Below are 24,150 nucleotides of genomic sequence, written 5' to 3'. Positions count from 1 at the left end.
AACAAGTACATACTTAAAAGTGTTATACATACCCAAAAGTGCGTAATATGACAGAATCACCATCCCAACCTTGTGTCTTAGATCAAACTTCTGATGTTCGTCAGGTTCTCAATTTGATTGCAGATAAATGGACAGCATTAGTTATTTTGTCGTTATCGAGAAAGACAAAAAGATATGGCGCACTACACCGTGAAATTGGTGGAGTGTCGCAAAAAATGTTGACTCAAACCTTACGTAATCTGGAAAAAAGTGGACTGATTCATCGCCAGGTTTATCCAGTTGTACCGCCAATGGTTGAATATTCCTTGACTCCTTTAGGAAAAACGCTGGTAGAACCTCTTAAAACCCTCTGCAATTGGGCTTCAGAGCATTTTCACGAAGTAGAATTTGCCCAAGCAGGTGCAGCGGATAGCAAGACACTTGATCGGGTTATTACTTGAGCGAAAATATACAAAATATTTCAACGATGCTCAAAAATATTCTGATATTGCAGGATATCTAAAGCGACCAATACAGGTATTACCTGAAAACACTGCTGTGCTAATTGTTCTCTACCTTCTCTTTTCAACATTTGCGTAAGCTTATCTTTCGCATCTAGCAAATATCGCACATCGTTGGCTGCATAATCGTATTGCTCATAGGAAAGATTTTGCGTATCTCCCCAATCAGAACTGGTAGCGCTTTTATCTAAATCTACTCCAGTTAGTTCGGCAATTAAATTTTTTAATCCATGACTAGAAGTGTAAGTCCGAGCTAGTTTACTAGCAATCTTGGTACAAAAAATTGGTGCAGTTTCAATACCAAAGGTCACGTTAAACTGTGCCACATCAAAACGAGCATAATGAAAGACTTTGATAACATCCCAAGAAGTGAGTAACTTCTGTAGATTAGGCGCTGCTGTTTGCTCCTTGGCAATTCGTATTGCACTGACAAACCCCTGATCATCGCAGATTTGCACTAAACATAAGCGATCGCGTCCTAAAACTAACCCCATGGTTTCGGTATCAACTGCTACTGCTTCTGCTGCCAAATAGCGAGCTAAACTGGCACTATCTAAGTCCTCATCAAAAACTTGAACGTTCTCTAAAACCATATTGTCAATTTACTTTTCCTTAATCAATACCTGAGTGAAATAATATTCTTCTTGTCTACTTTAATCTGCGTCAGCCCAAGATTAATAATTGTAATTTTTATAACGTTACATTAATCTTAAAACTTTGTTACATTATTAAAGCAATTGTAATAAATTTTTCACTGACAACCACCAGCAAATCTCACCTCATTTATAAGTGGGATGAGCTTAATTGATAATTGCTGACTTCAGCATAATTTTGCGCCAATACACTTTTAGAGGATAGACAATGTTAAAACGATTTATGCTACCAATTATCTTGCTTGCGGTCATCGCTGTACAAGCAACCTTGATGAACTTAAAACCAGATTTTTTTCTAGGTAATAGCGAGGCAGACCAAGATTATTTCTTGAAATTAATTCCAACCGCAAATATTGCTGTGATTGAACCAAATTATAAGCACTTTTTTGACCCTAATAGTAAAGTCAAAGGCGATGTATCTGGTGAAAACTTGTACGAGGCGCTTAATGAATTGAATGACAACTATGGTGTCAAAAACGTAAAAATGGTTAGTTTTGAACGTAAAGGATTCATGATTCCCAATCTTTATGTTTATCTTGACAGCGCAGTAGAATCTTTATCTGTATTATCACCACAGTAATTATCCATTGGTGACAAGTTAAGGTTGTGTGTGGTTTCTCAACTAGTTTTTAGCTTTTAGCCTTTCAAGATTTTGCAGTAGCTTTGTTGAAAAAGCCTGGGAGCTATATATAACCTTAAGTAATAAACTAAGCACTATGTCTAGTCGTTGACTATTTCAATTTTTTCTTAACTTGTCATAGTTGACTCAAGGTTGTAGACGTTGCTGAGTCCATATTCCCGATTTTATGACTAATTCTGCCAGATTTGATGCTTGTGCAAAGTCGATATTGGGTATTTGTAAACTATAGCGAAGTCTCTTATGTAGTCTACTCGCATCTCCTTGCCAAAATTCATATTCAATTGGCGTAATTTGATAGGCATTCCAGCTTAAGGGACGTGATAATATTTGCTCCGAACTTTCCCAAGCTGCCACCTTGGTCTTAAAATCTAACTCTGAGATTAAAGGCTGACTTTGCTGTGAACAGACTGCTATTGCTTGAGCGCTGCGAGATCGCGTTTGCCACAACAGATCGGACTTGAACGGAGGCGCAATAGTAGCATAACCACGAAAATGTATTTGCTGCACGCTTTCACGCCACCATAAATTTCCTGCTACTTTTGCGTTATGCTCAATGTCTTGTCCTTTATCACTGCTAGAACTAGAGCCAAAAATAATCGAGGCTTGATTCAATTCTTTAACTAAAACAACCCTACTCCATGCCCAACCTGCTGGGTTAACCGTAGTCAAAGTCATCCCTAATGGCTCAGTAATCTTAGCTGAGTGAGCTTGTTTGACCCAATCCTGCATCAACACCATAGGATCGGCAGGAGGTGATTTCCAGTTAGTTTTAATTAGATTGCTATTTCCTGCTAAACTCATAGGCTTAATTGTCCTGTTTAGATTGTACAGATGCGATCGCCTAAACAGAAAGCAATTAAACTATTATTTAGTATTTAGAGATTTAACCAGATCTGCTATGTTTTCCACAATTAAGCTAGTACAACCTGAGTTCGGGTTAAGCAGATTAATTGGTGGAGATAGCTGTAAGCTGTAAGCTCTAAGCTAATAGCTTTTGAGATAGTTTGGATGCAACTCTACTATGAAAGAAGAACGGAAAATAGTATTTTTTCAATACCTTCAAAATAAGGATTTGAGCTAATCCCGAACTCAGGTTAGTACAGAAAGGCAGAAATAGTCCGCATATAAAATACAGACAATTTCTTACTCACAATTGAGCGATCGCCATCTGCCCAAACAAACTTCTAATGCAATCGCTATGCTTGATGATCTGTCTTTTATTTAAACTAAACCGATTAGTTTGACAAGCTCAAATCAGCCTAAAATAAAAAGGAACAGTCAAACATGCAAATGAGCAAAACCAAGCAAAATTTAGAACGTTCTAAATCAGTAGAGAAGAGTGCAGCTATTTTAAAAGGTGCAATGCAAGAATTTCTTAAACATGGCTATGCAGGTACTAGCATGGATCAAATAGCCAAAGTTGCAGGGGTTTCCAAAGCGACGGTCTATAGCCATTTTGGCGATAAAGAAAGCCTGTTTAATGCCCTGATGCAAGATTTAGTCAAAGATAAATTTCAGACAGTATTGAGTTTAGATCGACCTCAATCCTTGGAACAAGAACCTCAAAAAGTCTTATCAGCGATGGCGACTAAAATGATTGAGACTGCCCAAAATGATCGCGCGTTCTGTGATTTTATGCGGATTGTGATCGGCGAATCGGGTCGTTTTCCTGAGTTAGCTAAGGCTTATGTCAATAATATGGCTAAACCAGCAATCGAAGTTTTGACTCACTATTTTCAATCTCACCCGCAACTTAAGTTAGCAGATCCAGAAGCCACAGTGAGAGTGATGATGGGATCGTTGATTTACTTCATCATCTTGCAAGAGATGATGCACGCCAAAGATATTCTTCCTTTAGAAAGCGATCGCCTGATTAAGACTTTGATTGATTTAATTACCAAACCTTAACAGAGATGGACTTTCACAAGTCAAAAGTGTAAACACATTAAACTATTGAGTCAAGACGTTTTTAATGGCTTGTCCAGATTCAAGATGACTAACCTCTTCTTCCAGGCGATCGCAACAATAACGAACCAAAGCTAAACCGTCTGCTTGTGATATTGTACCTGTGGTGGTGGGAAATTTCGCTAATAATTGAGCCTCGGTAGTAGTATATTCTCCCAGGGTGGTTTTAAATTGAGCTAAATAGTGACCAACTTCGCTGTCATCTTGGCAGCTAAATTCTAAAATTGAATCAAGATAGTCTCTAATTGCAGTGTTTTGGATTCCTTCGGTACTACCGCGATAGTGAATTGTGCGCATTGCCTTACCTGCCACTCTGCCCTCATAAAAAGGACAGGCACGAGATAAAGTGATGATAGCAGCATCAAAGGCGATCGCCAGATTATAAATGTTCAACACCCTTTCTCTAGCTTCAGGCGCAGAATTATAAGTAAGACCGATAAAAATATGTCACAGCTTTGGATATCAACCGAGGGACACCAACCAATTATGGCGGTAGCTCTGCACGATGGTCATGATGTACGCTCAGAAATAGAGCAATTGCTAGCTATTAGCCCAGACGATCGTCAGCGGGAAGAAGACCCTTTTACGGCTATCTGGACAGACATTGCCGAATCACGACTGGTAGTTTTGCGATCGCGATTTGAAATCGATCTCAATCGCCCTCGCCATCAGGCTGTTTACCTTCAGCCCGAAGATTCTTGGGGATTAAAGGTTTGGCAAGAACCACTGCCCCAGCATATGATTGAACGATCTTTGACGGAGTACGATGCTTTTTATACTCAAGTTGGTAAAATTTGTCGAGGATTGGAACAACGCTATGGACGCTTTGTGATTTACGATCTGCATACCTACAATCACTACCGTCAAGGAATGCACTCTTCCCCCGATCTGGAGATCTACAATCCAGAAATTAATCTAGGTACGGGAACTCTCAACCGAGAATATTGGCAACCTGTGGTGGAGCGATTTATTCACGACATGAGACAGTTTGATTTTCTGGGTAGGCAGTTAGATATTCGAGAAAACGTTAAGTTTCAAGGAGGATATTTTGCCCAGTGGATTCACCAGCATTTTCCTAATTCTGCCTGCGTATTAGCGATTGAAGTCAAAAAGTTTTTCATGAACGAATGGACTCACCAGCTAGACTTAGCCAAGTTGTCAGCCGTACACCAGGCTTTGAGAATGTCTGTTGCGGGAGTTCTTGAAGAATTACACTACTTAGCTAAAATATCGGTTTAAAATAGCGATCGCACTTTAGATATTGAGATATCGATTAGCAAAATTGAGTTTAAAACCCCGTCCTTAATCAATTATCATTAAACAAGTATTAACTTGCTGTTGCAGCAAACTAATCGCTTCATTTTGAATCAAATTTACAGGCGTAATGTGTAGCGTCTTAACAGAAATATGAAATTACCTATTGTAGCTGTTATTGGTAGACCCAATGTGGGGAAATCTACCTTTGTCAATCGTTTGGCTGGAGATCAGCAGGCGATCGTCCATGATGAACCAGGTATTACTCGGGATCGCACTTACCGCCCCTCGTTTTGGCGGGATCGTGATTTTCAAATAGTCGATACGGGAGGACTCGTCTTTGATGATGATACTGAGTTTCTGCCCATGATTCGTCAGCAAGCGATGGCTGCACTAGTAGAGGCTTGCGCTGCGATTTTTGTGGTGGATGGTCAATTTGGCTTAATGGATGGCGATCGCGAAATTGCCGAATGGTTACGTCGTCAATCTGTCCCCGTGTTACTAGCTGTCAATAAGTGCGAGTCTGTTGAACAGGGTTTAGCCCAAGCTGCGGAATTTTGGGAGTTGGGACTAGGAGAACCTTATCCCATCTCTGCCATTCACGGTAGCGGTACTGGGGAACTGTTAGATGAACTAGTGACTTATTTGCCCCCTGGGGATCAGTTAGTGGAAGACAATGAAATCAAGGTAGCAATCATTGGTCGTCCTAACGTCGGTAAATCTAGCTTACTCAATGCGTTGACAGGGGAAGAACGCTCGATCGTCAGTCCTGTTTCGGGTACTACTCGTGATGCGATCGATATGATCGTCCAGCGCGGAGAACAAACTTATCGTCTTATTGACACCGCAGGTATTCGGCGGAAGAAAAACGTTGACTATGGTGCCGAATTTTTTAGTATCAACCGTGCTTTTAAAGCAATTCGCCGTTCAGATGTGGTGCTATTTGTAATTGATGTCCTCGATGGTGTTACGGAACAGGATCTAAAACTGGCAGGACGTATTATTGATGAGGGTCGAGCAGTTATTCTGATCATTAATAAATGGGATGCGGTAGAGAAAGAAACTGGCACGATCAATAAATATAAAAAGGAAATTCTGTCTCGCCTGTATTTTATGGAATGGGCGGAGATGATTTTTGTCAGCGCCATGACAGGACAACGAGTAAATAAAATTCTCGATCTGGTGGATGTGGCTGCTGAATCCCATCGTCGTCGAGTTAGTACTTCCGTAATCAACGAAGTTTTAGAAGAAGCCGTAGGTTGGCACTCTCCCCCCACTAACCGCCAAGGAAAGCAGGGCAGAATTTACTATGGTACTCAGGTAAGCGCTCAACCACCGACCATTGCTTTATTTGTCAACGAACCTAAACGCTTTAATGATAACTATCGCCGTTATATAGATCGGCAGTTTCGCGATCAGCTAGGGTTTACAGGCACTCCTGTTAAATTAATTTGGCGGGGTAAAAAGATGCGGGAATTGGAAAGAGGCGCAAACAAAGCGACTAAGGTTAAATAGAATAAAGCTGTAAGCTCTAAGTTTTTATCTTCAACAGGTTGCTAAGTGGCTGTAATCTAAATTCATTTTAGAAGAGTATAGAGTAACTCCTTCCTTTTCCTTTTAAGGTCACTTATTAATCCCAACTGAAGATATTTAAAAGATTCCTAGGCTTTTTTTCTTGGTGCGAGATCTGAGTCTAGAGTAAATTTTTCGTTGACTCAGTAGGCAATAATCGTTTGGATTAATTATTTTCCAGAAGATAAAATATAGCTTTTAATTGATCACTCTGAATGTTAAATTAACTCTTTCACTTAATATTTTAGAAGTTTTTGGTACTTGATGTTTCCAAAAGTGTTGAGTCGATCCTTTCATGATCAGCAGACTGCCATGAGTCAAAGAAACTTCAACCGTACCTAAATCTTTATTTGATTTATGTCTTAATTGAAAACGTCTTGTTGCGCCGAAACTTACTGAAACTATCGTTGGATTATTGCCCAATTCTGGTTCATCATCACTATGCCATGAAACATAGTCTTTTCCATGCCGATACAAATTTAATAAGACACTATTAAAATTTAGCTTTAGCATTTGTTCAATTCTATCTTTGATTGACAATAATATTGGTGTCCAAGCATCAGGATGCATAGTAATACTTGAGTACTTATAGGATTTACCTTCATCGGCATACCAAGCCGTTAATCTGGGTTGATCGACTTCTCTGCCAAAAATTTTTATTTGATCTTGTCGCCAATTTATACTACTCTTTAACTCTTTGAAAAATTGATCGCTTTCTAACTTAGCAAAAAAGTTTCGATAGATAATTACTTCTCCATCCACCATAGGTTTGCCTGATGGCAAAGTTAAAATTTCAGGATATTTTTGATTTTCAATTTGCATTGTCTCGAACAGATTAAGACCAAACTGTTTTTTCAGATCATTATTTCGCATTATTTTATTAGTATAGTAATAAACTTTAAATCTTATTTAATTTATTTGCGCTGTAAAAATTTTATGATATCTATCTATACTATAATCATCGACATAACGATTATTTTTCATCGACCAAACTCTTTGCTTAAAATTAAAATTATTTGTTGATATAGTTGACAGGTTAAATGCGCTTGACATGTTTTGATAAAAAGTATCAATTCTTTGATTACCATTATAGTTTTTAGGACTAATACAAATAAAATAATTGGTTTCCACTTGAGTATTTTTAAGCAACGATACTAACTTCTGTAAGTTGATTTCTTGTAAATCAAGAATATTGGAAAATACATGCAGTTTTGTAATTTTAGAATTGGAAAAAATATCATTCTCTTCCAAGCTTTCAAGAGACTTATTAACTTTATTAATTTTGATCTTCTTTGATTCTTCAAGATACAAAGCTTGATTAATATATTGAATACCTCTTTCAAGTGCGATTTGAGAAGGTTCAATTAATATTAGAGCGTTAAACGGCAAATTTATTTGTTTTGATCGACAGTAACTAATTAAAGAACAAGCATCAGTTGCAGCACCACATCCATAACTAATAATTTCAAGCTTTTGATCGCGAAATATTGACATATCTAAGGCATTAAATGCCTCTATTAACTTATAGTAATGTTGTGCGCCATAAAAAGCGATATAAGTATCCACTTCTTCATTATATTGGAGAATTTTTCTGCCATGATCAATTAATCTTAAAGCGCTACTTACTGTTTTAGGATTTGCAAGATATTTTTCTAAACAAACTTCATATACATCTTTAATATAATTAAAATCAGGCTTAACTGGATTAACTGGACTTATTTTTTTAAGCTGACTTACCATGTTTATTGCTCCTAAAACATATTGATTGATCCCAATATGTCCTAGAACAAATCAAGTAATTGTGATCTCGTTACTATTAGCTTGAATTTAAAGAGCAATTAATTTAGATTGCAAATTAGATTAAATGTGCGATCGCGGAAGGATTTACATCAGAGTATCATTAACAAAATGAACATGAAAATTAAAGCACTCAAGATTTACTGATTGCTATTCTCTCATGTCTTTTAATGAAAATACGTTGATGTTACAAAAGAGAAAATTGCTTTATTTAATAGATGTAACAAACATCAAATAATTTTACTTCAGTACTTAATAATAATAATATGCAATTGTGTGTATCTAAAATTAGTTACTTAGAGCTTTTATTTTAAATGTCAGATTCATCGTCTTCGGAGCGCAAGCTCAAGAATCGCCGTCAATTTCTTCAATGGACTCTATGGACGGGGGTGATGGCTGCTGCTGCGCTAAAATTTAATGCAGGCAAAGCTCAAGCTACTGATCAAGTTAAAATACCTCCTATACCAAAGTTAGATACTGGTTTAGGTGCAACTTTCGATCCGATGATGGTTTTACGAGATTTCGATTATGGCGCAGTCAAAGAAGAAAATGGTCGTACCGTCAGGGAATTTCAACTTTATGCTCACAGTACTCCTATCGAGTTAAATAGCGCCATTACCTTTATTAGCTGGAATCTAAATGATCGCGTTCCTGCACCAACCTTAAGAGCAACCGAAGGCGATCGCGTACGGGTTATTTTCCACAATGAAGATGGACATTCCCATAGCCTACATTTTCATGGAATTCATCCCGCATCAATGGATGGTATAGAGCCAATCCGCCGAGGTAAAACCAATATTTACGAGTTTGATGCTGAACCCTATGGTGTTCATCCTTATCATTGTCATGTAGCGCCGATCAGCCGTCACGTCGGGAAGGGATTGTATGGCTTATTTATCATCGATCCCCCAGAAGGTCGACCTCCTGCCGATGAAATGGTCATGGTCATGGGAGCATATGATTTAGAGACTGATGGTGAGAATGAACTATACGCTTTTAATGGGATTCCCAACTATTATCGTGACTATCCAATTCCCATCTATCAAAATCAATTAATTCGCCTATATGTGCTGAATATGATTGAGTATGATCCTGCCGTAACATTTCATATTCACGCTAATCTATTTGCGATCTATCGTACTGGTCACGGTCTAGAATCTAACGAAGAAAGCGATGTAATTACCATGGGTACTGCCGAACGAAATATCCTCGAGTTTGCCTACAAGTATCCTGGCAAATATATGTTCCATCCCCATCAAGACTATATTGCCGAACATGGCTGCATGGGGTTTTTTGATGTAATTGCTGAAGATGCATAATACGGCTCTACTAACGATAGAAATTACTGATAATTCAAGCTATTGACTTAAATTATCGATACTAGTAAAGTACTAGATCAAGATAATTAAGAATAAATATCAATAATTTTGCTATGTCTACTCGTATTAAAACTATAGAATTATTTCTAGCTTTGGGTTTCGCCACTGCTATTGGTACACAAGTCTTACCTACCAATGCCCATGAATCAGATGAAATGATTGAATCTCAAGCTACTACAAATTATTCGCTGATGGCGCAAGGTGGTGAAGGCGGCGAAGGTGGCGAAGGCGGTGAAGGCGGTGAAGGTGGTGAAGGCGGTGAAGGCGGTGAAGGTGCGAGTGGTACTGGAAATCCTGATGTAGACTATATGACAGTTCTGGGTTTAATGAAAGGTCATTTAAATGCTGCTCAAGAACTCATGGCTACTAAAAATTATGTAGAAGCGGAACCCCATATTGGACACCCAGTTGAGGAATTATATGGCAGCATAGCCACTGTTCTGCCGCAAAAAGGAGTAAAGGATTTTAAACCCACCTTAAATCAACTCCACGATTTGATTCAATCTGCCCCAGATTCTCCAGAAGTACAGACTTTATTCGATGAGTCTTTAGCTTCAATTGATGGTGCGATCGCAGCGATTCCCCAAGAACAAAGAAACTCACCTGAATTTGTGATTAGTGTCATGGTGGAGATGCTCAAAACTGCTGCTGCCGAATATAAAGCGGCGATCGCTAATAATCAATTTGTAGAAGTAGTTGAATATCAAGATTCTAAGGGATTTGTCGACTATGCCGATCAGCTATATCAAACTGTAGCAGAGCAAAAAAGTCAAACAGATCCAGAAGGACATAAAATCATTACCGATAGCTTGGCTGAATTAAAAACAGCTTGGCCATCTATTGAACCACCTCAAGCACCGATTAAAGATCCTGGTGAAATTCAGGGCTTAGTTTCCCAAATTGAATTTAGTAAGTAGCTCAGGTCAATTCAGTAATATTAGCTTAGAGCTTATAGCCTATGCTCCTTTACTTATTACCCATTGGTGACAAGTTAAGAGACTACGCTGTTTGTCAAATGGTTAAAAGCTCTAAGCTTTAAGCTTTAAGCTTTTAAACTATTTCTAAAGAACAAACTTAGAAACAAGGCGATCGCGCTTTAGGTTAAGTTTATCTCTATATTTAGTGCTAAATAATAGATTAAGACACTACATATAGCGCTTGACTTTTTGCTCTTTTGCTTAACTTGTTACCAATGCTTATTACCTAATAACATGAAACACTTTGGTATCCTTTGTCCTCCAGGTACGGGACACTTAAATCCGATGAGCGCGTTGGGTTTTGAACTGCAACAGCGAGGACATGAGGACATCAAGTTACCATGTTTGGCTTACCTGATGTTGAGTCTTATGCTGTTGCCGCTCAGATAGATTTTTATGCTATTAATGTGGCTAAATATCCTTTAGGTAGTGTAAAGCGATCGCAAGAACGTTTAGGTAAATTAGACGGTATTCCTGCATTACTTTACACTATCGATTTATTTCGTCAGGGAACCGAAGCGGTTTTAGGTGATCTCCCCGCAGCCTGTCAGGAAGTAGGCGTAGAAGCTTTACTAATCGATCAGGTGTTGTTTGTTGTTGTTAGAAGGTTCAACCATTGCCGAATATCTCAACTTGCCGTTTATAATCATTTGCAATGCTTTATTACTCAACTCAGAACCCACGGTTTCACCGACACTACTAGGTTGGAATTACGATCCCTCATGGTTAAGACAGTTGCGTAATCAAATCGGCACTAATTTATTACAACTTGCTGGTATTCCAGTTCAGTTAACAGTTAACCAGTATCGAGAAAAATGGGGCTTATTACCTCTGTCTAGCAAGCAACCGCTAAAAATGACGATTTAGCAACCATTCAAAGTTTGAAACAAAAGTTTGAAGAAGTATAAGGAACATTCACAGGCATGGTGATCGACTAATCGCCTACAACACATCATGATTTTCTCAATTAATCAATTACTATCCCCTGATGAGTTAACAGAGATTAAGCAAGTCTTAGCACAAGCCGAATTTGTCGATGGAAAACTGACAGCAGGATGGCACGCTAAATTAGTTAAGAATAATCAGCAGTTAAAAGTAGGAATATCCGAAAAGGAGCTAAAAACCAAAATTAGTGCTGCTTTAGACCAAAATGCTTTGTTTCAGTTAGCAATTCGCCCCAAGTCGATCCATTCATTGCTATTTAGTCGCTATAGCGAGGGGATGTCTTATGATACCCATGTTGATAATGCTCTAATGAGTAGCAATGGCTTATGTCGCTCTGATGTTTCTTTTACCCTGTTTCTTAATTCGCCTCAAGAATATACAGGAGGAGAATTAACTATTGAAGGAGTTCAAGAAGAACAAAGCTACAAATTAGATGCAGGTTCGGTAATTCTTTATCCTTCTACCACTTTGCATCGGGTAAACCCTGTCACTCAGGGAACAAGATTAGTTGTAGTAGGATGGGTGCAAAGCGTAATTCGAGATGGAGGCGATCGCGAACTTCTCTTCGATCTAGAAACGGCACGTCGAGCGATCTTTGCTAAGTCTGGTAAAACTCCAGAATTCGATTTGATCTCTAAGAGTATTGCTAATTTGCTACGTAAGTGGGCGGAAGTGTAGATCCATCAAGTTATGGGTAAGGCAATGCCTTGCCTTACTCTGACAAGAGTCACAAGCTTAAGTTAATTTGCACAGGCTGCACAACCTTCACTGCTATTTTCTTTAAAGTCATCTTTCTGCACAGTACGGACATAGTATACGGCTTTACAGCCTTCTTTCCATGCCATAATGAGGGTTTCAAAGATATCTTTGGCTTTAACTGCTCTTTCAGGCTGATTAGGGAAGTACACACCTTGATTGAGGTTGAACAGTAATTCCATAGAAATACCTGTATCAATCCACTGCTGCATTACCGCCACGGCTTTAACGACAATTTTTTGGTCGAGGCTCTTATTTTCACGGTAAAACCAAAAACAGTCTTCAATAAAAGGTGGGGCGATGGGTACAGTACCTTTTGCCCACTTGTCATAGAAAAACTTGCTGTAGGCGGGGAGAATACTAGCAGTACATCCCTGTACTAAAGATGAAGAAGTATTGGGTGCGATCGCCGTAATATGAGAGTTACGAACACCGTAGGTTTGAACATCTTGAGATAACTGTTGCCAGCGTTCTGGCTCGTTGGTTAAGGGTAAGATCTCTGCTAAAGATTTAGAACCAAGCAATTTCCCTTTACTCCACTCACTACCAGGGAAAGCAGCATAAGCACCACGCTCTTTGGCTAATTCCATGGAAGCAAAAGTACACCAATATGCTACTTCTTCAAACAAATAACTAATTTCTGTCAGACTTTGATAGTTCAAATGTCGTTTTGCTAACCAGTCGGCTAATCCCATGCAGCCCACCCCAATGGTACGATACCTATCGTTATGGGTTTTACTATCTTCAAAGGGAGGTTGAGTAATATCAATCGTATTATCCAGAATACGGACGGCTAACTTAGCTACATCGGCTATTTCTGATTGATCGACATTAGCTAAATTGAGAGATACCAAATTACAGCAGTGTGCCTCTAATCCTGGCTTGACATTACTAAAACTCTCACAACAAAGATTCACCCCAGGAATGTATCCTACGTGTTTATTCGGGTTTGCCCGATTGATGGTGTCTTTAAATGCCAAATAGGGCATACCTGTCTCTACCTGACTCCGCATGATGTGTTTAAACAACTCACGGGCATCTACCTGCTTATAGAGCTTAATTTTCTTGCCTAACTCTGCTTCAATGGTTTTATAGGCTGCTGCAAAACTATCCCCCCACTGCTCTGCTAGTTCAATCCCCAGCTGTTCTTTCACTTCATAAGGATCTACTAGTGTCCATTGTGCTTTGGCTTCCACTCGACGCATAAATTCATCGACAATGACCAGTTGAGGAAAAACATCGTAGGCTTTACGACGGCGATCGCCATTTTCCGCCTGCATCTCCAAAAACTCAGGGACATCTAAATGCCAGATATCTAAACCAACGGTAACTGCACCAGCTCTACGCCCGCCCTGATTAACAGCGATCGCTGTATCGTTAAGTAGCTTAATCCAAGGAATCACTCCCCCCGAAGCATTATCCTTACCCATTACCCAGCTACCAGTAGCACGGATACGACTGACATTTACACCCACACCACCACCGTTTTTTGAAATTCTGGCGGCATTGGTAATCTCGGCAAAAATACTTTCTAAGTTATCATCCATGCCGATAATAAAGCAGCTACTCAAAGAACCGTTAGGAATTCTCAAATTAGCTAAAATAGGTGTTGCCAAGGATATTTTACGTTGGGCGATCGCTTCATAAAATGCTCTGGCTACAGTCAATCTAACTTCTGGTTGTTCATTAACAGCCAACAGCAAAGCACAGGTAAGATAAGCTTCTTGTGGCAGTTCATCCCGCAACAAATATCGTTTGGTTAGCAATACTGCCCCAGCATAATCATAGTCTCGATCCCAATCAGGATTAATCCAAGTTCCCGCCTCGGTTAAATCTTCGGTTGAATATTGCAGAATTTGGCGATCGTAACGTTTGGCAGCTAATTGAAACTTTACTGCTGCGACATAATTTCCATAGCCAAATCCTCGACTTACCTGCGTGTCTTTCCATAAATTCCAAATATGCAGTCTTCCTGCCACATAACGCCAGGCTGGTTCATCAGGACTGCACATCCCCAAGGCACAGTCAATTAGATTATCTTGAATATCTCTAGTAGTAACACCATTACGCAATCGAGTAGTTAAACCTGCTTCTAAAGTAATGGAGTTCACGTTTTGCCCTGCACAAGCCCATTCAACTACGGCCCGAATTTTAGTTATATCCAGAACAGTAGGTGAACCATCTCGTCTTACTACTAAAATAGGTGTAGAAGTATTGTCCAATGTCTTGTCAAGTATCTGAGGTGATGTTTGTGTGGCGACTTGACTAGAAGAGAAAGGTTTGCTTTCATCTACTTCTACTTCTAAATTAGCGATTGAAGTTGAGTTGCTGGTTAACGGCGAGGTAGGCTGCATATACTCTGAAGCTAAATTTTAAACTATATCTACAAACACTGCTCGATCTGAATTTCATGTCTGTACAGGGAATTTCTGAGTACAGAAGGCTGATGAAATAACTAGATTCGTGTTTGCTTCGTTTACTATAGCTCAACTTTTGCTACATATAGCGTTTTTTTTTTACTTTTAGCTTAAATTACCCTATATGTAGGTGGAATTTATTAGGCAACAACAGTATTTCTTGATTATAGTTGAAAGTTATATTTTAATTCTTCACAAGAGTTCTCAATAGGAAAATTAACTTTCTCAGTTAAGATCAACTAAAAATAGATGTATACTTATATCTTCCTATTTGTAGGTAAATACAATACATTTTATGCATTTCCTCTGGTGAAGAGCGGATAGTATAATCTTTAGAATGTTCTTGAGCCTAGAGCAAAAATTACCAAAATTAATTGAGTTACAGAGTGAATAATCAACCTCATGAAGTTTATTTAAATCATCCTACGTTTGGACTCCTCTACAGAATTTGCCTGTTAAAAGACAATCAAGAATTATTTACTACTTTATATGCTCAACGCTTATTTTTTATTGTCAGCGTTAGTAGTGATGCTTTCTCTTTTGACCCGATTAGCCGAACAGAGGCGCGGATGCTGGTGGAAAGCATGTTGCGAAGATTATTGTTAGACCGAGAAGCAGAAAAACATCAGCAACTACAAGTGATTTATCAGCGTACTTTCCTGTAGTCCTGTAGTTTTTGGATTCAAATTGAAGATTAACCCCATGACAGGTCATATTTCGCGAAAAATTGCTTTAATTAAGCAGCAAATACCCGATAATGTCGAGCTGATTGCCATTACTAAGCAAGTTAGTATTGAAGCGATGCGGGAGGCTTATGCAGCAGGCATTAGCAATTTTGGCGAAAATCGTCTGCAAGAAGCTTTGTCAAAACAAGAACAGCTCAAGGATTTAACTAATGTCGATTGGCATTTTATCGGTCATATCCAGAAAAATAAAGTGAAGAAAATTATTGAAAACTTCACTTGGATTCATTCAGTAGATAGCTTGTCTTTAGCAGAGAAAATAAACAGCTTGGCAGCCAAACTCGATCTGATGCCCAAAGTTTTTCTCCAGGTAAAAGTTATGCCAGATCCCAATAAATACGGTTGGGAAGTGAGTAATTTATTACAGGATCTAGAACAACTTAATCAATTTGAACAGCTAAAAGTTCAGGGTTTGATGACAATCTTACCCTGGGGTTTATCTGAGGTAGAAATGCTCAAGGCATTTGCAACAGTGGCAAAATTATCAACTGCAATAAGACAAAAGAACTATGCTCACCTGCCTATGACAGAGTTATCGATGGGCATGTCTGGAGATTATAAATTAGCGATCCAGGCAGGAGCTACTAAAATTCGTTTAGGTAGAATAATTTTTGGCGATGGTCAATTTGACTAAGGTTATACCCGTAGACGTGCTGTTTCGTTCAGCAAAACTTCTGCGGCCTCCAGTAATTCTTGGTGAATATCTTTTAAATCTTCTCGGTTATTAAGATAAGTAGTCAATGCTTCGAGGGGATTTAAGGTATTACCGACTCCCAACTCTGGTAAACGAGGGCGAGCCAACTGACTGATTAATTCGGGACGGATACTGTGGCTGTGAGCCGTTTGTAAGACGCGATCTAGGGCGGAGATATTGATCGAATCTAACTGTTGCGATCGCAATTTATAAATTAAGCGAACCACTTTATCGGTAATATCTTGTTTGGCGATCTCCTCTAGCAACGCCTCTAAAGGATCTTCTGCTTGAGATACGTCAATTTCAATCGTTATAAAAGGGCGAGCAGGCAAAGTACAAAATTCCCAGTCAACTCTACCAGATTCAATTTCTAGGAAGATATAGCCTTTATCTTCTTTTTCCTCACCAAAGTCTACCCTTTCAATGCTTCCTGGATAAATGACAGGAGGATCGTTACTAGGGTTGAGGTTTTGATGCTTATGAACATGACCTAAAGCTACATAGTCGAACTCTTCACGAATTAGCATCGACATGGGAATCGTAAAGCCTTTGCCGACGGCGAGAAACTTTTCTGCACCCAAAGTAGCGCGATCTGCCATTAAATGAGCTAGTAAAATTGTAGGCAACTGAGGATCGAGACGACGTATTTCTGCTTCTAACACAGGCTGCAATTTCTGAATCAGCATCTCGTTGACTTGAGCTTGAGCTAATCCTTCGGTTTCGGGACGAGTTAGGAGAGTGGAACGATTTAACCAGGGTAGGGTAATTACTTGTACAGCACCATTTTGAGTATCTAGACGGTGAGTAGCGATCGTATCCCCAACAATAAATCCAGGCACTACTAAAGTACGGTAAATTGAGAGACTAGCCCCACCATTTCCTTGAGAATGCTGATCGTGATTACCTACCAACAGAATTGCAGGTATGTTTGCATCTGCCAAACGACGAAACTGGCTGGCAAAAGCCTCATGAACATAGGGTGCGGGAGTAGCATCGGGAAAGGCATCTCCACCAAACAAGACCAAATCTACAGGTTCAGCGATCGCTCGATCGATACAAATCTTCAGGCTATTAACAAAGTCTTCTAGTCTAGTATTAACGCCCGTTTGAGGATTGATTTTACCGTGAGAAAATCCACTTCCCAAATGAATATCCGATAGGTGAAGAATTTTAATCATAAGACTAAAGTTTGGTTGTTACTGAAATAATTATGGATCTATTTTGGGAATGATAAATATAAGGCTGATTTAATAAACCAATAATTCAGCTTACTTTAGTTCTAATTTGGATTCAAGCAAATGGATTTTATTTATACTTTGCTATCGGTAACGATGGTTATTTTATTGTTAATCTGTATTATTTTTATGGTTGGTGTGAGAATTTATAATAGCTTGATTGCTCAAAAAAATCAGGTTAGCAAGTCTTTTTCAACTGTTGATGTTTTACTCAAAAAAAGGTGGGACTTGATTCCCAATTTAGTGGCAGTAGTTAAAAATCATATGCAGTTTGAGCAGCAAACTTTGGCTGAAATCACTAGATTGCGATCGCAAGTTATGTCTGGTGAAATTAGTAATGATCAAAGACTTACTCTCGAAAATCAAATCTCTCGCACCATGGGTAATATTGTGGTGCAAATTGAAAACTATCCTGAGCTTAAATCAGATCGGCACGTCACTCAATTACTCGAATCTCTCAATGAAACCGAAGAACAAATTTCCGCAGCAAGACGTTTTTATAATACTGCGGTGACGGAATATAACAATGCTCTGGAAATGTTTCCGAGTAATTTAGTGGCTAATTATCTACGCTATCAAGCAAAAGAATTATTTGTCACTCCTGCGGAGGAAAGAAATAACGTTAATGTCGGCGAGTTACTAATGTAGTTTTTCCTTTCTCCCTTTTTCCCTATTCCCCTTTTCTTTTTTCCCTGTGGATAAACCCCTATCACTCTTAGAAATAGATCGACTGTATCTTCAAGGCGATCGCAATTTACAGCAGCAAAAATTTCCCGCAGCGATCGCAATTTTTGAGCAACTGTTAGAGATAGTAGATCCTCGTAGTCGGTTATATTTTGATGTTCAACGAAGTTTAATCAAAGCCTATCAGCAGAATCAAGAGTTGGATAAAGCGATCGCTCTTTGTCAATCAGTAGCAAAGAGTGACATTGCCAGTACTGCACTATGGGGACAACATTTTTTAGCCGTCTTATCTACCGATTTTTTAATACCGATTGATAATCAGCAGGAATTTGCAGACGAAGTTGTTCCCACACCAGCAATTAAGCCTAAAACCCTATCTGAATTTAAACAGTACTGTAAGGCTCATTTATTAGAAGAACTTCAGGCTTTAGAACACAAAAGAAAATATACCCTCAAAACTATTTTTGCGTCAGGTATTTTTTGCCTAATCATTACTTGGTGTTTTTGTTGGGCATTATCTATGTGCTTGAGCGGCAATATTTCTGTTTTTTTCTATCTGCTTTGCCTCTTGTTTACTCTTCCCGTCTGGATCATTTTTTGCCGTGGCTGTATTTACAACTATAAAATTGGTTTCAAAGGGAACATTATTGAGAAGATTGTCGATTTTATTGGCGATCAAACCCATTCGAGTACGATGCACAGCGAGTCCTTTAGGGCAACTCCTGCGGATACATTTCGCGATCGCCATTCCCTAAATTATGCTGCTCATCTATTTTTGGAAAATAAACGTCAAACCATACTTGCCCTAACTCGTAGCCAAATCCTCAACGATGAACTACAAGAACCCGATTATTTAGAACAGGAAGATTGTGTTTACGGCACAATTGGCAATACTAGTATTTTCTTTGCCGAGATTCTGGCGGAAAAAAGAACAGGAGGATATTTGGATGAGTTTGCCAGAGAGACATATAGTAGTAAATCTGTTTTATTTCAGGGTTTATTTTTTGAAGCCAAGTTTGCCAAAAATTTTGTCAGTCGTACTTTTGTGATGCCCAATGATCTCAAAGGAAAAATGGCACCATTGCATAGTTGGCGAGGAGAACCGATTAAGCTGGAAGACCCTGAATTTGAGCGTTTGTTTCGAGTTTACGGAGATAGTCAACTTGAATCTCGCTATATTCTCTCGACTAACTTGATGGCTCGTTTGGTAGAGTTTAACCAAAAAGCTAGACGCAAAGTATATCTTTCTTTTGTGGACGGGTTTTTATACATTGCCATTCCCTACCGTCACAATCTCTTTGAGCCTAGACTGTTTAAAAGCATGATGTCTTTTACTCCTTTAAAAGAGTATTTTCAAGACTTTCAGTTAATGATCGGCATTGTCGAAGATTTGAATCTAAATCGTCGTATTTGGGGACAATAAGCAGTGGGCAGCAATTAGTTCAGATGTCTCTTGTGAGGATTAAAATGACCTGTAAGTTAAAAACCACTAAAATGCTTAAAGATGAATTTTTTAACATGAGAACATGAATCCCGATCAAGTAAACTGCGCAGTAGATTGCGCTCAGGGCTGTGTTTTAGGCGATCGCTGTCCCCATAAAGAGTATCAAAACAAGGCTGCTAATTTTATTAAAGATACTTCGTTAGACAAGATGCTAGAAATAGCGGAAATAGCCAAAATGAAAAAAATGTCTGAACCGCCAAAGTGGGTGATTCCCGACGAGATTTAATTGGTGGGGGCAAATCGCAATGGACGCGATATGTCTAATGTGAATTAGCTTCGTTCATTTGCGTAGCTTAAGCTTATCTTTTAGGAAATGAACTAATGAACTAGTTCGTAGCCGTAAGCTAGAAGCCATTGGTGACAAGTTAAGGAACTATGCTGTTTATCAATTGGTTTTTAGCTTAGAGCTTAGATCTTAAAGCTTTTAAGATCTTGCTAATAAATTTTCTTTTACTTAAAGCGATCGCCTCTTGGCTAAGTAAAAATACTAGAGTCTATAATTTTACGGTTTTGTTTTCAAAAGATTTTTATCTCGAAGTAGAATCCAAACTCACGCTAGATCTGCTGAAAAAATTCTCTGCTGTCTCTATACTTTCACTGATTACAGAGATCTAAAGATTTAAGTATATTTGCGATTAGACTAATTAACATATAGGGAGTAGATTAGATTCGACTTAGACAATGCTTTACTAGTTTCTTCGGAGCGAAATATTACAGTGGGTTTTTTTAATCGTTTTAAACTTTCGCGGGATATGGGTATCGACCTTGGTACTGCGAATACTTTGGTCTATGTATCTAGCAAAGGCATTGTTTTGGAAGAACCTTCTGTAGTCGCGATCGAACGCAAAACAGAATACCCCAGAGCATTCGGGAAAGAAGCAAAATTACTGCTGGGACGTTCCCCAGAAAATATTGAAGCCTTGCGTCCTCTCAAAGATGGGGTAATTGCAGACTTTGACGCTACAGAAGCGATGATCCACGAATTTATTAAACGGGCTTTTGAAGGTAATCCTTTGGTACATCCACGGATGGTCATTGGCATTCCTAGTGGCGTAACTAAACTAGAACGTCGCGCAGTGATTGAAGCTGCCACTAACGCAGGAGCAAGGGAAGTAAACTTGATTGAAGAACCGATTGCCGCAGCAATTGGTGCGGGTTTACCCGTTACAGAAGCGACAGGCAATATGATTATCGATATTGGTGGTGGAACTACTGAAGTAGCTGTAATCAGCTCTCAGGGGAAAGTAATTAGTGAATCGATTCGCATTGCAGGAGATGAATTGACAGAAGCGATCGCCAATCAAATTAAGCGAGAGCATAAATTAGCGATCGGCGAAAATACAGCGGAGATGATTAAGTTCAAAATCGGTTCGGCTTATCCTATCGATGAAAGCGATCGCACAATGGAAGTACGAGGTTTACACCTAATTTCCGGACTACCTAGTACGGTGGAAGTGAGCGAATCAGAAATTAGGGAATGTCTCAAAGACTCGGTAAGAAGTATCATTGAAGCAGTTAAGCGTACTTTGGAGCAAACTCCTCCCGATTTGGCTGCCGATATCATCGATCGCGGCATCATGTTGGCAGGAGGAGGTGCTTTGCTTAGAGGAATCGATATTTTAATTAGTCATGAAACAGGGATTGTGACTCATATTGCAGCCGATCCTTTGAAATGTGTGGTGTTAGGTACAGGTAAAGTTTTGGAAGACAAAACTTTTGATCGCGTCTTTAGCGATACTTCTGTACTGAGATAATCAGACGAGCTTTTTTTTACAATCTCTAATACTGTTAGAAAATTAATTGGGATAACTATCGTATGAGTCGCTGGTGGGACAGATATGGGTTTCGCACAATCATAATTATCGTTGCTCTAATTATTGCTCTATGGATCAAGCAAACTCAGGCTGCATTTCTCTCCGAAGCTTATTACTTTGTAGTTAAACCATTTCAATCCCAAACACAATTTACGGTAGAAGATCGGCTAACTAATGCCAGAATTTTAGAGCTAGAGCAAAGCGTGGCGGAGTTAGAGCAGCAAAATCGGCAGTTAAAGCAATCGTTAGATTATGCTGAAACTCAACCAGTTCAAACTATTGCTGCACCTGTAATCGCTCGTAGTCGCGATCGCTGGTGGGATCGAGTTACTTTGGGTAAAGGGAGCGAAGATGGGGTTAAACCTAGCGATATTGTTACGGGGATCGGTGGCTTGGTGGGGCGAGTTACTCACGTTACTCCCCATACTAGCAAGGTACTGTTAATCAGTGATAGTACCAGTCGAGTGGGGGCAATTCTCAGTCGCAATCGCCAGTTTGGCTATATTAGAGGGAAAAGTTCATCTACAGTTGTGATGCAGTTTTTTCATCAGGTGGCAGGTATCAAGCCTGGGGATGAGATTGCAACTTCTTCGTTGAGTAAACTTTATCCTCCTGGTTTAGCGATTGGCAAGGTTAAATCTGTGAATAAAAACCAAGGTGCTATCGTTGAAGTGGAATTGAGCGCGCCGATTGATGTTTTAGAATGGGTGGTGATTCAGCCGTTTGAATCCCAACTGGGTAAAGAATAAAGAGGAAGCAATTGTTAGTAATGCAGCGTCAAAAACAGAGATCATTTGATATTTTAAAGGTAATTAATTTACTGTTTATTACTGCTTCGATCGCTGTCTGCATTATTTTAATGCTGGTGGATCTTCCAGGGATGGAATTGTTAGAAGTAAATCCAAACTGGTTATTAATTTGGGTTGTTGCCTGGAGTTTTAACAAAACGACTTGGCAAGGAGCGATCGCTGGTTTGATTATCGGCTGTATTTATGATGGTATAGTTATTAGCACTCCCTCGCATATTCTTAGTTTTGTAGTGGTAGGGGTTTTCACCTCAAGCCTCAAGACGCAGAAGTATTTAGGGGAAGATTTTATTTCTGTAGCTTTTGTGGTGTTTTTTATGACATTTTTATCAGAAGCTATTTTTGCTTTGCAGTACGCTGGAGAATACTCAATTGGCATAATTAATTTGCTGCAAAAATATCAACAGGTAGTGATTATTTCGGCAATCATTACTAGTCTTTGGAGTCCTGCTTTTTATTATCCTGTTAATCTTTGGGAGAAAAGAATGGGAATATGGAGAAGAAAATTAAGCTAAAGTAGCTTGTGGACATAGAACCCATTTGGGATCTATAAAACTGGCTTTCTTTCTCCTTGTTCTAAATCCTGTTCATCTGGTAGAGGAATAAATTCGTTTTCTTCGCACAGATAAAGACTCTAATCCAAGTAACAAAGGCAGTTTTATATTTAGGCGGTGAATCAGAACCATAACGATCTATATAAGTAGCTAGGCATAATTAATTTAAAGACTTATGTGAGGTAGTGCAGTAGTGGAGATAGGGGAGAAAAATAAGAATCCGTTATTTTATATTTAATTTCACCCAGCTACTTAGTATTCCCCTTGATAAGCTAAATGAAATTTAAATGCATGACAATTATCTATTTTAAACTAGCTAGAATTGCATCTTCGTCTTGATAATCCAACAACTTAGCCTGACCTATTTCTGCAACCACTTCGGGTGGATATTCTCTTTCCCAAGCAATAGTTCTTTTTAAGGCTTGGTGGCGAGCAACAATTTCTGTATAGCTTAATTCAGTGCGAATGCGAGTTGAATCACTAACCAAATGCTGATCGAGATTTGCTTCAAATTTATATATATCTGGCATCTGGCTTTTGGGAAGAATTACTATTTCGCCCTGCCAACCAATAATAGAAGCGATCGCTCTAACTAAATCTGCTACCGTAATTATTGACTCTGAAACATTGTAAATGCGTCCTTGTGCTTTTTCATCATTGATAGCTAAAGCGATCGCTCTTGCCACATTTTCCACATAACCATAACAACCTTGCCAACGAGCTAGTTTTTCTTCTAAGACAATAGCAGGACGCTTATCATCCATACGTTTGATATAGGGATACAGGCGATGCCAATTGTCTCCAGCACCATAAACCATAGGTAGCCTAATAATTGTCGCTGATATATTACTGGCACTCATGTAAACTTGCTCGACAGGAATTTTGTCATAATCGTGAGCAAAAGGATCGTCAGATAAACCACGATAGGGATAAAGCTGTGAGCGTAAAGGAGAATCTTCGGTTAAAGGTATTGGATCGATAATCCCTGTCTCTCTCTGCCAAATAATATCACGGGCGCGATAGACATCTTGACTGCTAATGGCTACCACTCGTTGAGCAATATCTTGAAAAGTATCTACTACACCTTGAGCATCTTTAGCGGTGTAAGGAATCATATCCAACACTACCTGGGGTGCAAGCTTTTGAAACTCTTGTTTGTATTGTAATAGATTATGGCGATCGCCTTTTATAAATTAATGTCGGGCTGAAAACTCATGCGTCTTGTACCTTGAGATGAAAGCCCGACCAGGAAACAAACATC

At 39.1% G+C, this 24,150-nt stretch carries 25 protein-coding genes; 17 read left to right on the top strand and 8 right to left on the bottom strand.

What is annotated here, in order from left to right; genetic code table 11:
* Positions 1-47 precede the first annotated feature (47 nt).
* Entirely contained in the window at positions 48-440 is a 393-nt protein-coding gene (locus C7B62_RS15285) for a helix-turn-helix domain-containing protein (RefSeq protein ID WP_106238223.1), read from the top strand.
* Between the two features lie 20 nt (positions 441-460).
* On the opposite strand, the gene C7B62_RS15280 is transcribed toward C7B62_RS15285, so the two are convergent.
* Complete coding sequence (locus C7B62_RS15280; RefSeq protein WP_106238219.1) at positions 461-1,093, bottom strand: ribonuclease D; 633 nt, start codon at positions 1,091-1,093, stop codon at positions 461-463.
* 268 nt (positions 1,094-1,361) lie between these two features.
* Between C7B62_RS15280 and C7B62_RS15275 the strand changes: the two genes are divergently transcribed.
* Complete coding sequence (locus tag C7B62_RS15275; RefSeq protein ID WP_106238216.1) at positions 1,362-1,733, top strand: hypothetical protein; 372 nt, start codon at positions 1,362-1,364, stop codon at positions 1,731-1,733.
* Between the two features lie 186 nt (positions 1,734-1,919).
* On the opposite strand, the gene C7B62_RS15270 is transcribed toward C7B62_RS15275, so the two are convergent.
* The gene (locus C7B62_RS15270) at positions 1,920-2,594 is read right to left on the bottom strand and encodes a pyridoxal 5'-phosphate synthase (RefSeq protein ID WP_106238213.1); all 675 of its coding nucleotides are present in this window, start codon (positions 2,592-2,594) and stop codon (positions 1,920-1,922) included.
* A gap of 489 nt (positions 2,595-3,083) precedes the next feature.
* On the opposite strand from C7B62_RS15270, the gene C7B62_RS27000 reads away from it, so the two are divergent.
* Complete coding sequence (locus tag C7B62_RS27000) at positions 3,084-3,701, top strand: TetR/AcrR family transcriptional regulator (RefSeq protein ID WP_106238247.1); 618 nt, start codon at positions 3,084-3,086, stop codon at positions 3,699-3,701.
* A 42-nt stretch (positions 3,702-3,743) separates the two neighbouring features.
* On the opposite strand, the gene C7B62_RS15260 is transcribed toward C7B62_RS27000, so the two are convergent.
* Positions 3,744-4,154, bottom strand: a complete 411-nt coding sequence (locus tag C7B62_RS15260; RefSeq protein WP_106238209.1) for a hypothetical protein — start codon at positions 4,152-4,154, stop codon at positions 3,744-3,746.
* Between the two features lie 48 nt (positions 4,155-4,202).
* Between C7B62_RS15260 and C7B62_RS15255 the strand changes: the two genes are divergently transcribed.
* Complete coding sequence (locus tag C7B62_RS15255; RefSeq protein ID WP_106238205.1) at positions 4,203-4,997, top strand: N-formylglutamate amidohydrolase; 795 nt, start codon at positions 4,203-4,205, stop codon at positions 4,995-4,997.
* A gap of 168 nt (positions 4,998-5,165) precedes the next feature.
* Complete coding sequence (gene der, locus C7B62_RS15250) at positions 5,166-6,527, top strand: ribosome biogenesis GTPase Der (protein ID WP_106238202.1); 1,362 nt, start codon at positions 5,166-5,168, stop codon at positions 6,525-6,527.
* 255 nt (positions 6,528-6,782) lie between these two features.
* On the opposite strand, the gene C7B62_RS15245 is transcribed toward der, so the two are convergent.
* On the bottom strand, positions 6,783-7,406 hold the full coding sequence (locus C7B62_RS15245) for an alpha-ketoglutarate-dependent dioxygenase AlkB (RefSeq protein WP_106238243.1): 624 nt from the start codon (positions 7,404-7,406) through the stop codon (positions 6,783-6,785).
* Positions 7,407-7,493: 87 nt separating this feature from the next.
* Entirely contained in the window at positions 7,494-8,324 is an 831-nt protein-coding gene (locus C7B62_RS15240) for a hypothetical protein (RefSeq protein WP_106238198.1), read from the bottom strand.
* 371 nt (positions 8,325-8,695) lie between these two features.
* Between C7B62_RS15240 and C7B62_RS15235 the strand changes: the two genes are divergently transcribed.
* The 4 genes from C7B62_RS15235 (at position 8,696) to C7B62_RS15220 (ending at position 12,360) form a co-directional block, all read left to right on the top strand.
* Positions 8,696-9,700 carry a multicopper oxidase domain-containing protein gene (locus C7B62_RS15235; RefSeq protein WP_106238194.1) on the top strand — a complete coding sequence of 335 codons (1,005 nt, stop codon included), beginning with the start codon at positions 8,696-8,698 and terminating at the stop codon, positions 9,698-9,700.
* Positions 9,701-9,813: 113 nt separating this feature from the next.
* Positions 9,814-10,677, top strand: coding sequence for a hypothetical protein (locus tag C7B62_RS15230; RefSeq protein ID WP_106238190.1), 864 nt, complete (start codon positions 9,814-9,816; stop codon positions 10,675-10,677).
* 401 nt (positions 10,678-11,078) lie between these two features.
* A complete protein-coding gene (locus C7B62_RS15225) occupies positions 11,079-11,480 on the top strand; it encodes a hypothetical protein (protein ID WP_106238186.1) in 402 nt (133 codons plus the stop codon).
* 211 nt (positions 11,481-11,691) lie between these two features.
* Entirely contained in the window at positions 11,692-12,360 is a 669-nt protein-coding gene (locus C7B62_RS15220) for a Fe2+-dependent dioxygenase (RefSeq protein WP_106238183.1), read from the top strand.
* Between the two features lie 62 nt (positions 12,361-12,422).
* On the opposite strand, the gene C7B62_RS15215 is transcribed toward C7B62_RS15220, so the two are convergent.
* Positions 12,423-14,675 carry a ribonucleoside-diphosphate reductase subunit alpha gene (locus C7B62_RS15215; RefSeq protein ID WP_370303994.1) on the bottom strand — a complete coding sequence of 751 codons (2,253 nt, stop codon included), beginning with the start codon at positions 14,673-14,675 and terminating at the stop codon, positions 12,423-12,425.
* A 566-nt stretch (positions 14,676-15,241) separates the two neighbouring features.
* On the opposite strand from C7B62_RS15215, the gene pipX reads away from it, so the two are divergent.
* Both pipX and C7B62_RS15205 read left to right on the top strand, forming a co-directional pair.
* On the top strand, positions 15,242-15,520 hold the full coding sequence (pipX, locus tag C7B62_RS15210) for a transcriptional coactivator PipX (protein WP_106238177.1): 279 nt from the start codon (positions 15,242-15,244) through the stop codon (positions 15,518-15,520).
* Between the two features lie 37 nt (positions 15,521-15,557).
* The gene (locus C7B62_RS15205; protein WP_106238173.1) at positions 15,558-16,232 is read left to right on the top strand and encodes a YggS family pyridoxal phosphate-dependent enzyme; all 675 of its coding nucleotides are present in this window, start codon (positions 15,558-15,560) and stop codon (positions 16,230-16,232) included.
* Between the two features lie 2 nt (positions 16,233-16,234).
* Here the strand turns inward: C7B62_RS15205 and sbcD are convergent, their stop codons facing one another.
* On the bottom strand, positions 16,235-17,470 hold the full coding sequence (sbcD, locus tag C7B62_RS15200) for an exonuclease subunit SbcD (protein ID WP_106238169.1): 1,236 nt from the start codon (positions 17,468-17,470) through the stop codon (positions 16,235-16,237).
* A gap of 120 nt (positions 17,471-17,590) precedes the next feature.
* Here sbcD and C7B62_RS15195 point away from each other — a divergent pair, with 120 nt between their 5' ends.
* The 6 genes from C7B62_RS15195 (at position 17,591) to mreD (ending at position 22,850) form a co-directional block, all read left to right on the top strand.
* Positions 17,591-18,175: a LemA family protein gene (locus C7B62_RS15195; protein ID WP_199194212.1), complete on the top strand. Its 585-nt coding sequence runs from the start codon at positions 17,591-17,593 to the stop codon at positions 18,173-18,175.
* 46 nt (positions 18,176-18,221) lie between these two features.
* The gene (locus tag C7B62_RS15190) at positions 18,222-19,634 is read left to right on the top strand and encodes a DUF3137 domain-containing protein (protein ID WP_106238162.1); all 1,413 of its coding nucleotides are present in this window, start codon (positions 18,222-18,224) and stop codon (positions 19,632-19,634) included.
* A 103-nt stretch (positions 19,635-19,737) separates the two neighbouring features.
* Entirely contained in the window at positions 19,738-19,941 is a 204-nt protein-coding gene (locus tag C7B62_RS15185) for a hypothetical protein (protein ID WP_106238158.1), read from the top strand.
* Between the two features lie 490 nt (positions 19,942-20,431).
* Positions 20,432-21,469 carry a rod shape-determining protein gene (locus C7B62_RS15180; RefSeq protein WP_106238152.1) on the top strand — a complete coding sequence of 346 codons (1,038 nt, stop codon included), beginning with the start codon at positions 20,432-20,434 and terminating at the stop codon, positions 21,467-21,469.
* Between the two features lie 62 nt (positions 21,470-21,531).
* Positions 21,532-22,278 carry a rod shape-determining protein MreC gene (gene mreC / locus C7B62_RS15175; protein ID WP_106238148.1) on the top strand — a complete coding sequence of 249 codons (747 nt, stop codon included), beginning with the start codon at positions 21,532-21,534 and terminating at the stop codon, positions 22,276-22,278.
* Positions 22,279-22,298: 20 nt separating this feature from the next.
* Positions 22,299-22,850: a rod shape-determining protein MreD gene (mreD, locus tag C7B62_RS15170; RefSeq protein WP_106238145.1), complete on the top strand. Its 552-nt coding sequence runs from the start codon at positions 22,299-22,301 to the stop codon at positions 22,848-22,850.
* A gap of 341 nt (positions 22,851-23,191) precedes the next feature.
* On the opposite strand, the gene C7B62_RS15165 is transcribed toward mreD, so the two are convergent.
* Positions 23,192-24,004 (bottom strand): NAD-dependent epimerase/dehydratase family protein, encoded by an 813-nt coding sequence (locus C7B62_RS15165; protein ID WP_233219991.1) that lies wholly within the window; start codon positions 24,002-24,004, stop codon positions 23,192-23,194.
* Positions 24,005-24,150 lie beyond the last annotated feature (146 nt).

Origin of the sequence: Pleurocapsa sp. CCALA 161, assembly GCF_003003995.1 — a bacterium.
Taxonomy (GTDB): Bacteria; Cyanobacteriota; Cyanobacteriia; order Cyanobacteriales; family Xenococcaceae; genus Waterburya.
The sequence above is the reverse complement of the archived record's forward strand: the minus strand, read 5'-3'. Positions and strand labels throughout refer to the sequence as shown.

What these genes read in the sequence shown, in the direction of transcription:
- C7B62_RS15285 (WP_106238223.1), top strand. Translation starts at nt 48, where the DNA reads ATGACAGAATCACCATCCCAACCTTGTGTCTTAGATCAAACTTCTGAT.
- C7B62_RS15280 (WP_106238219.1), bottom strand. Translation starts at nt 1,093, where the DNA reads ATGGTTTTAGAGAACGTTCAAGTTTTTGATGAGGACTTAGATAGTGCC.
- C7B62_RS15275 (WP_106238216.1), top strand. Translation starts at nt 1,362, where the DNA reads ATGTTAAAACGATTTATGCTACCAATTATCTTGCTTGCGGTCATCGCT.
- C7B62_RS15270 (WP_106238213.1), bottom strand. Translation starts at nt 2,594, where the DNA reads ATGAGTTTAGCAGGAAATAGCAATCTAATTAAAACTAACTGGAAATCA.
- C7B62_RS27000 (WP_106238247.1), top strand. Translation starts at nt 3,084, where the DNA reads ATGAGCAAAACCAAGCAAAATTTAGAACGTTCTAAATCAGTAGAGAAG.
- C7B62_RS15255 (WP_106238205.1), top strand. Translation starts at nt 4,203, where the DNA reads ATGTCACAGCTTTGGATATCAACCGAGGGACACCAACCAATTATGGCG.
- der (WP_106238202.1), top strand. Translation starts at nt 5,166, where the DNA reads ATGAAATTACCTATTGTAGCTGTTATTGGTAGACCCAATGTGGGGAAA.
- C7B62_RS15245 (WP_106238243.1), bottom strand. Translation starts at nt 7,406, where the DNA reads ATGCAAATTGAAAATCAAAAATATCCTGAAATTTTAACTTTGCCATCA.
- C7B62_RS15240 (WP_106238198.1), bottom strand. Translation starts at nt 8,324, where the DNA reads ATGGTAAGTCAGCTTAAAAAAATAAGTCCAGTTAATCCAGTTAAGCCT.
- C7B62_RS15235 (WP_106238194.1), top strand. Translation starts at nt 8,696, where the DNA reads ATGTCAGATTCATCGTCTTCGGAGCGCAAGCTCAAGAATCGCCGTCAA.
- C7B62_RS15230 (WP_106238190.1), top strand. Translation starts at nt 9,814, where the DNA reads ATGTCTACTCGTATTAAAACTATAGAATTATTTCTAGCTTTGGGTTTC.
- C7B62_RS15225 (WP_106238186.1), top strand. Translation starts at nt 11,079, where the DNA reads ATGTTTGGCTTACCTGATGTTGAGTCTTATGCTGTTGCCGCTCAGATA.
- C7B62_RS15220 (WP_106238183.1), top strand. Translation starts at nt 11,692, where the DNA reads ATGATTTTCTCAATTAATCAATTACTATCCCCTGATGAGTTAACAGAG.
- C7B62_RS15205 (WP_106238173.1), top strand. Translation starts at nt 15,558, where the DNA reads ATGACAGGTCATATTTCGCGAAAAATTGCTTTAATTAAGCAGCAAATA.
- sbcD (WP_106238169.1), bottom strand. Translation starts at nt 17,470, where the DNA reads ATGATTAAAATTCTTCACCTATCGGATATTCATTTGGGAAGTGGATTT.
- C7B62_RS15195 (WP_199194212.1), top strand. Translation starts at nt 17,591, where the DNA reads ATGGATTTTATTTATACTTTGCTATCGGTAACGATGGTTATTTTATTG.
- C7B62_RS15185 (WP_106238158.1), top strand. Translation starts at nt 19,738, where the DNA reads ATGAATCCCGATCAAGTAAACTGCGCAGTAGATTGCGCTCAGGGCTGT.
- mreC (WP_106238148.1), top strand. Translation starts at nt 21,532, where the DNA reads ATGAGTCGCTGGTGGGACAGATATGGGTTTCGCACAATCATAATTATC.
- mreD (WP_106238145.1), top strand. Translation starts at nt 22,299, where the DNA reads ATGCAGCGTCAAAAACAGAGATCATTTGATATTTTAAAGGTAATTAAT.
- C7B62_RS15165 (WP_233219991.1), bottom strand. Translation starts at nt 24,004, where the DNA reads ATGATTCCTTACACCGCTAAAGATGCTCAAGGTGTAGTAGATACTTTT.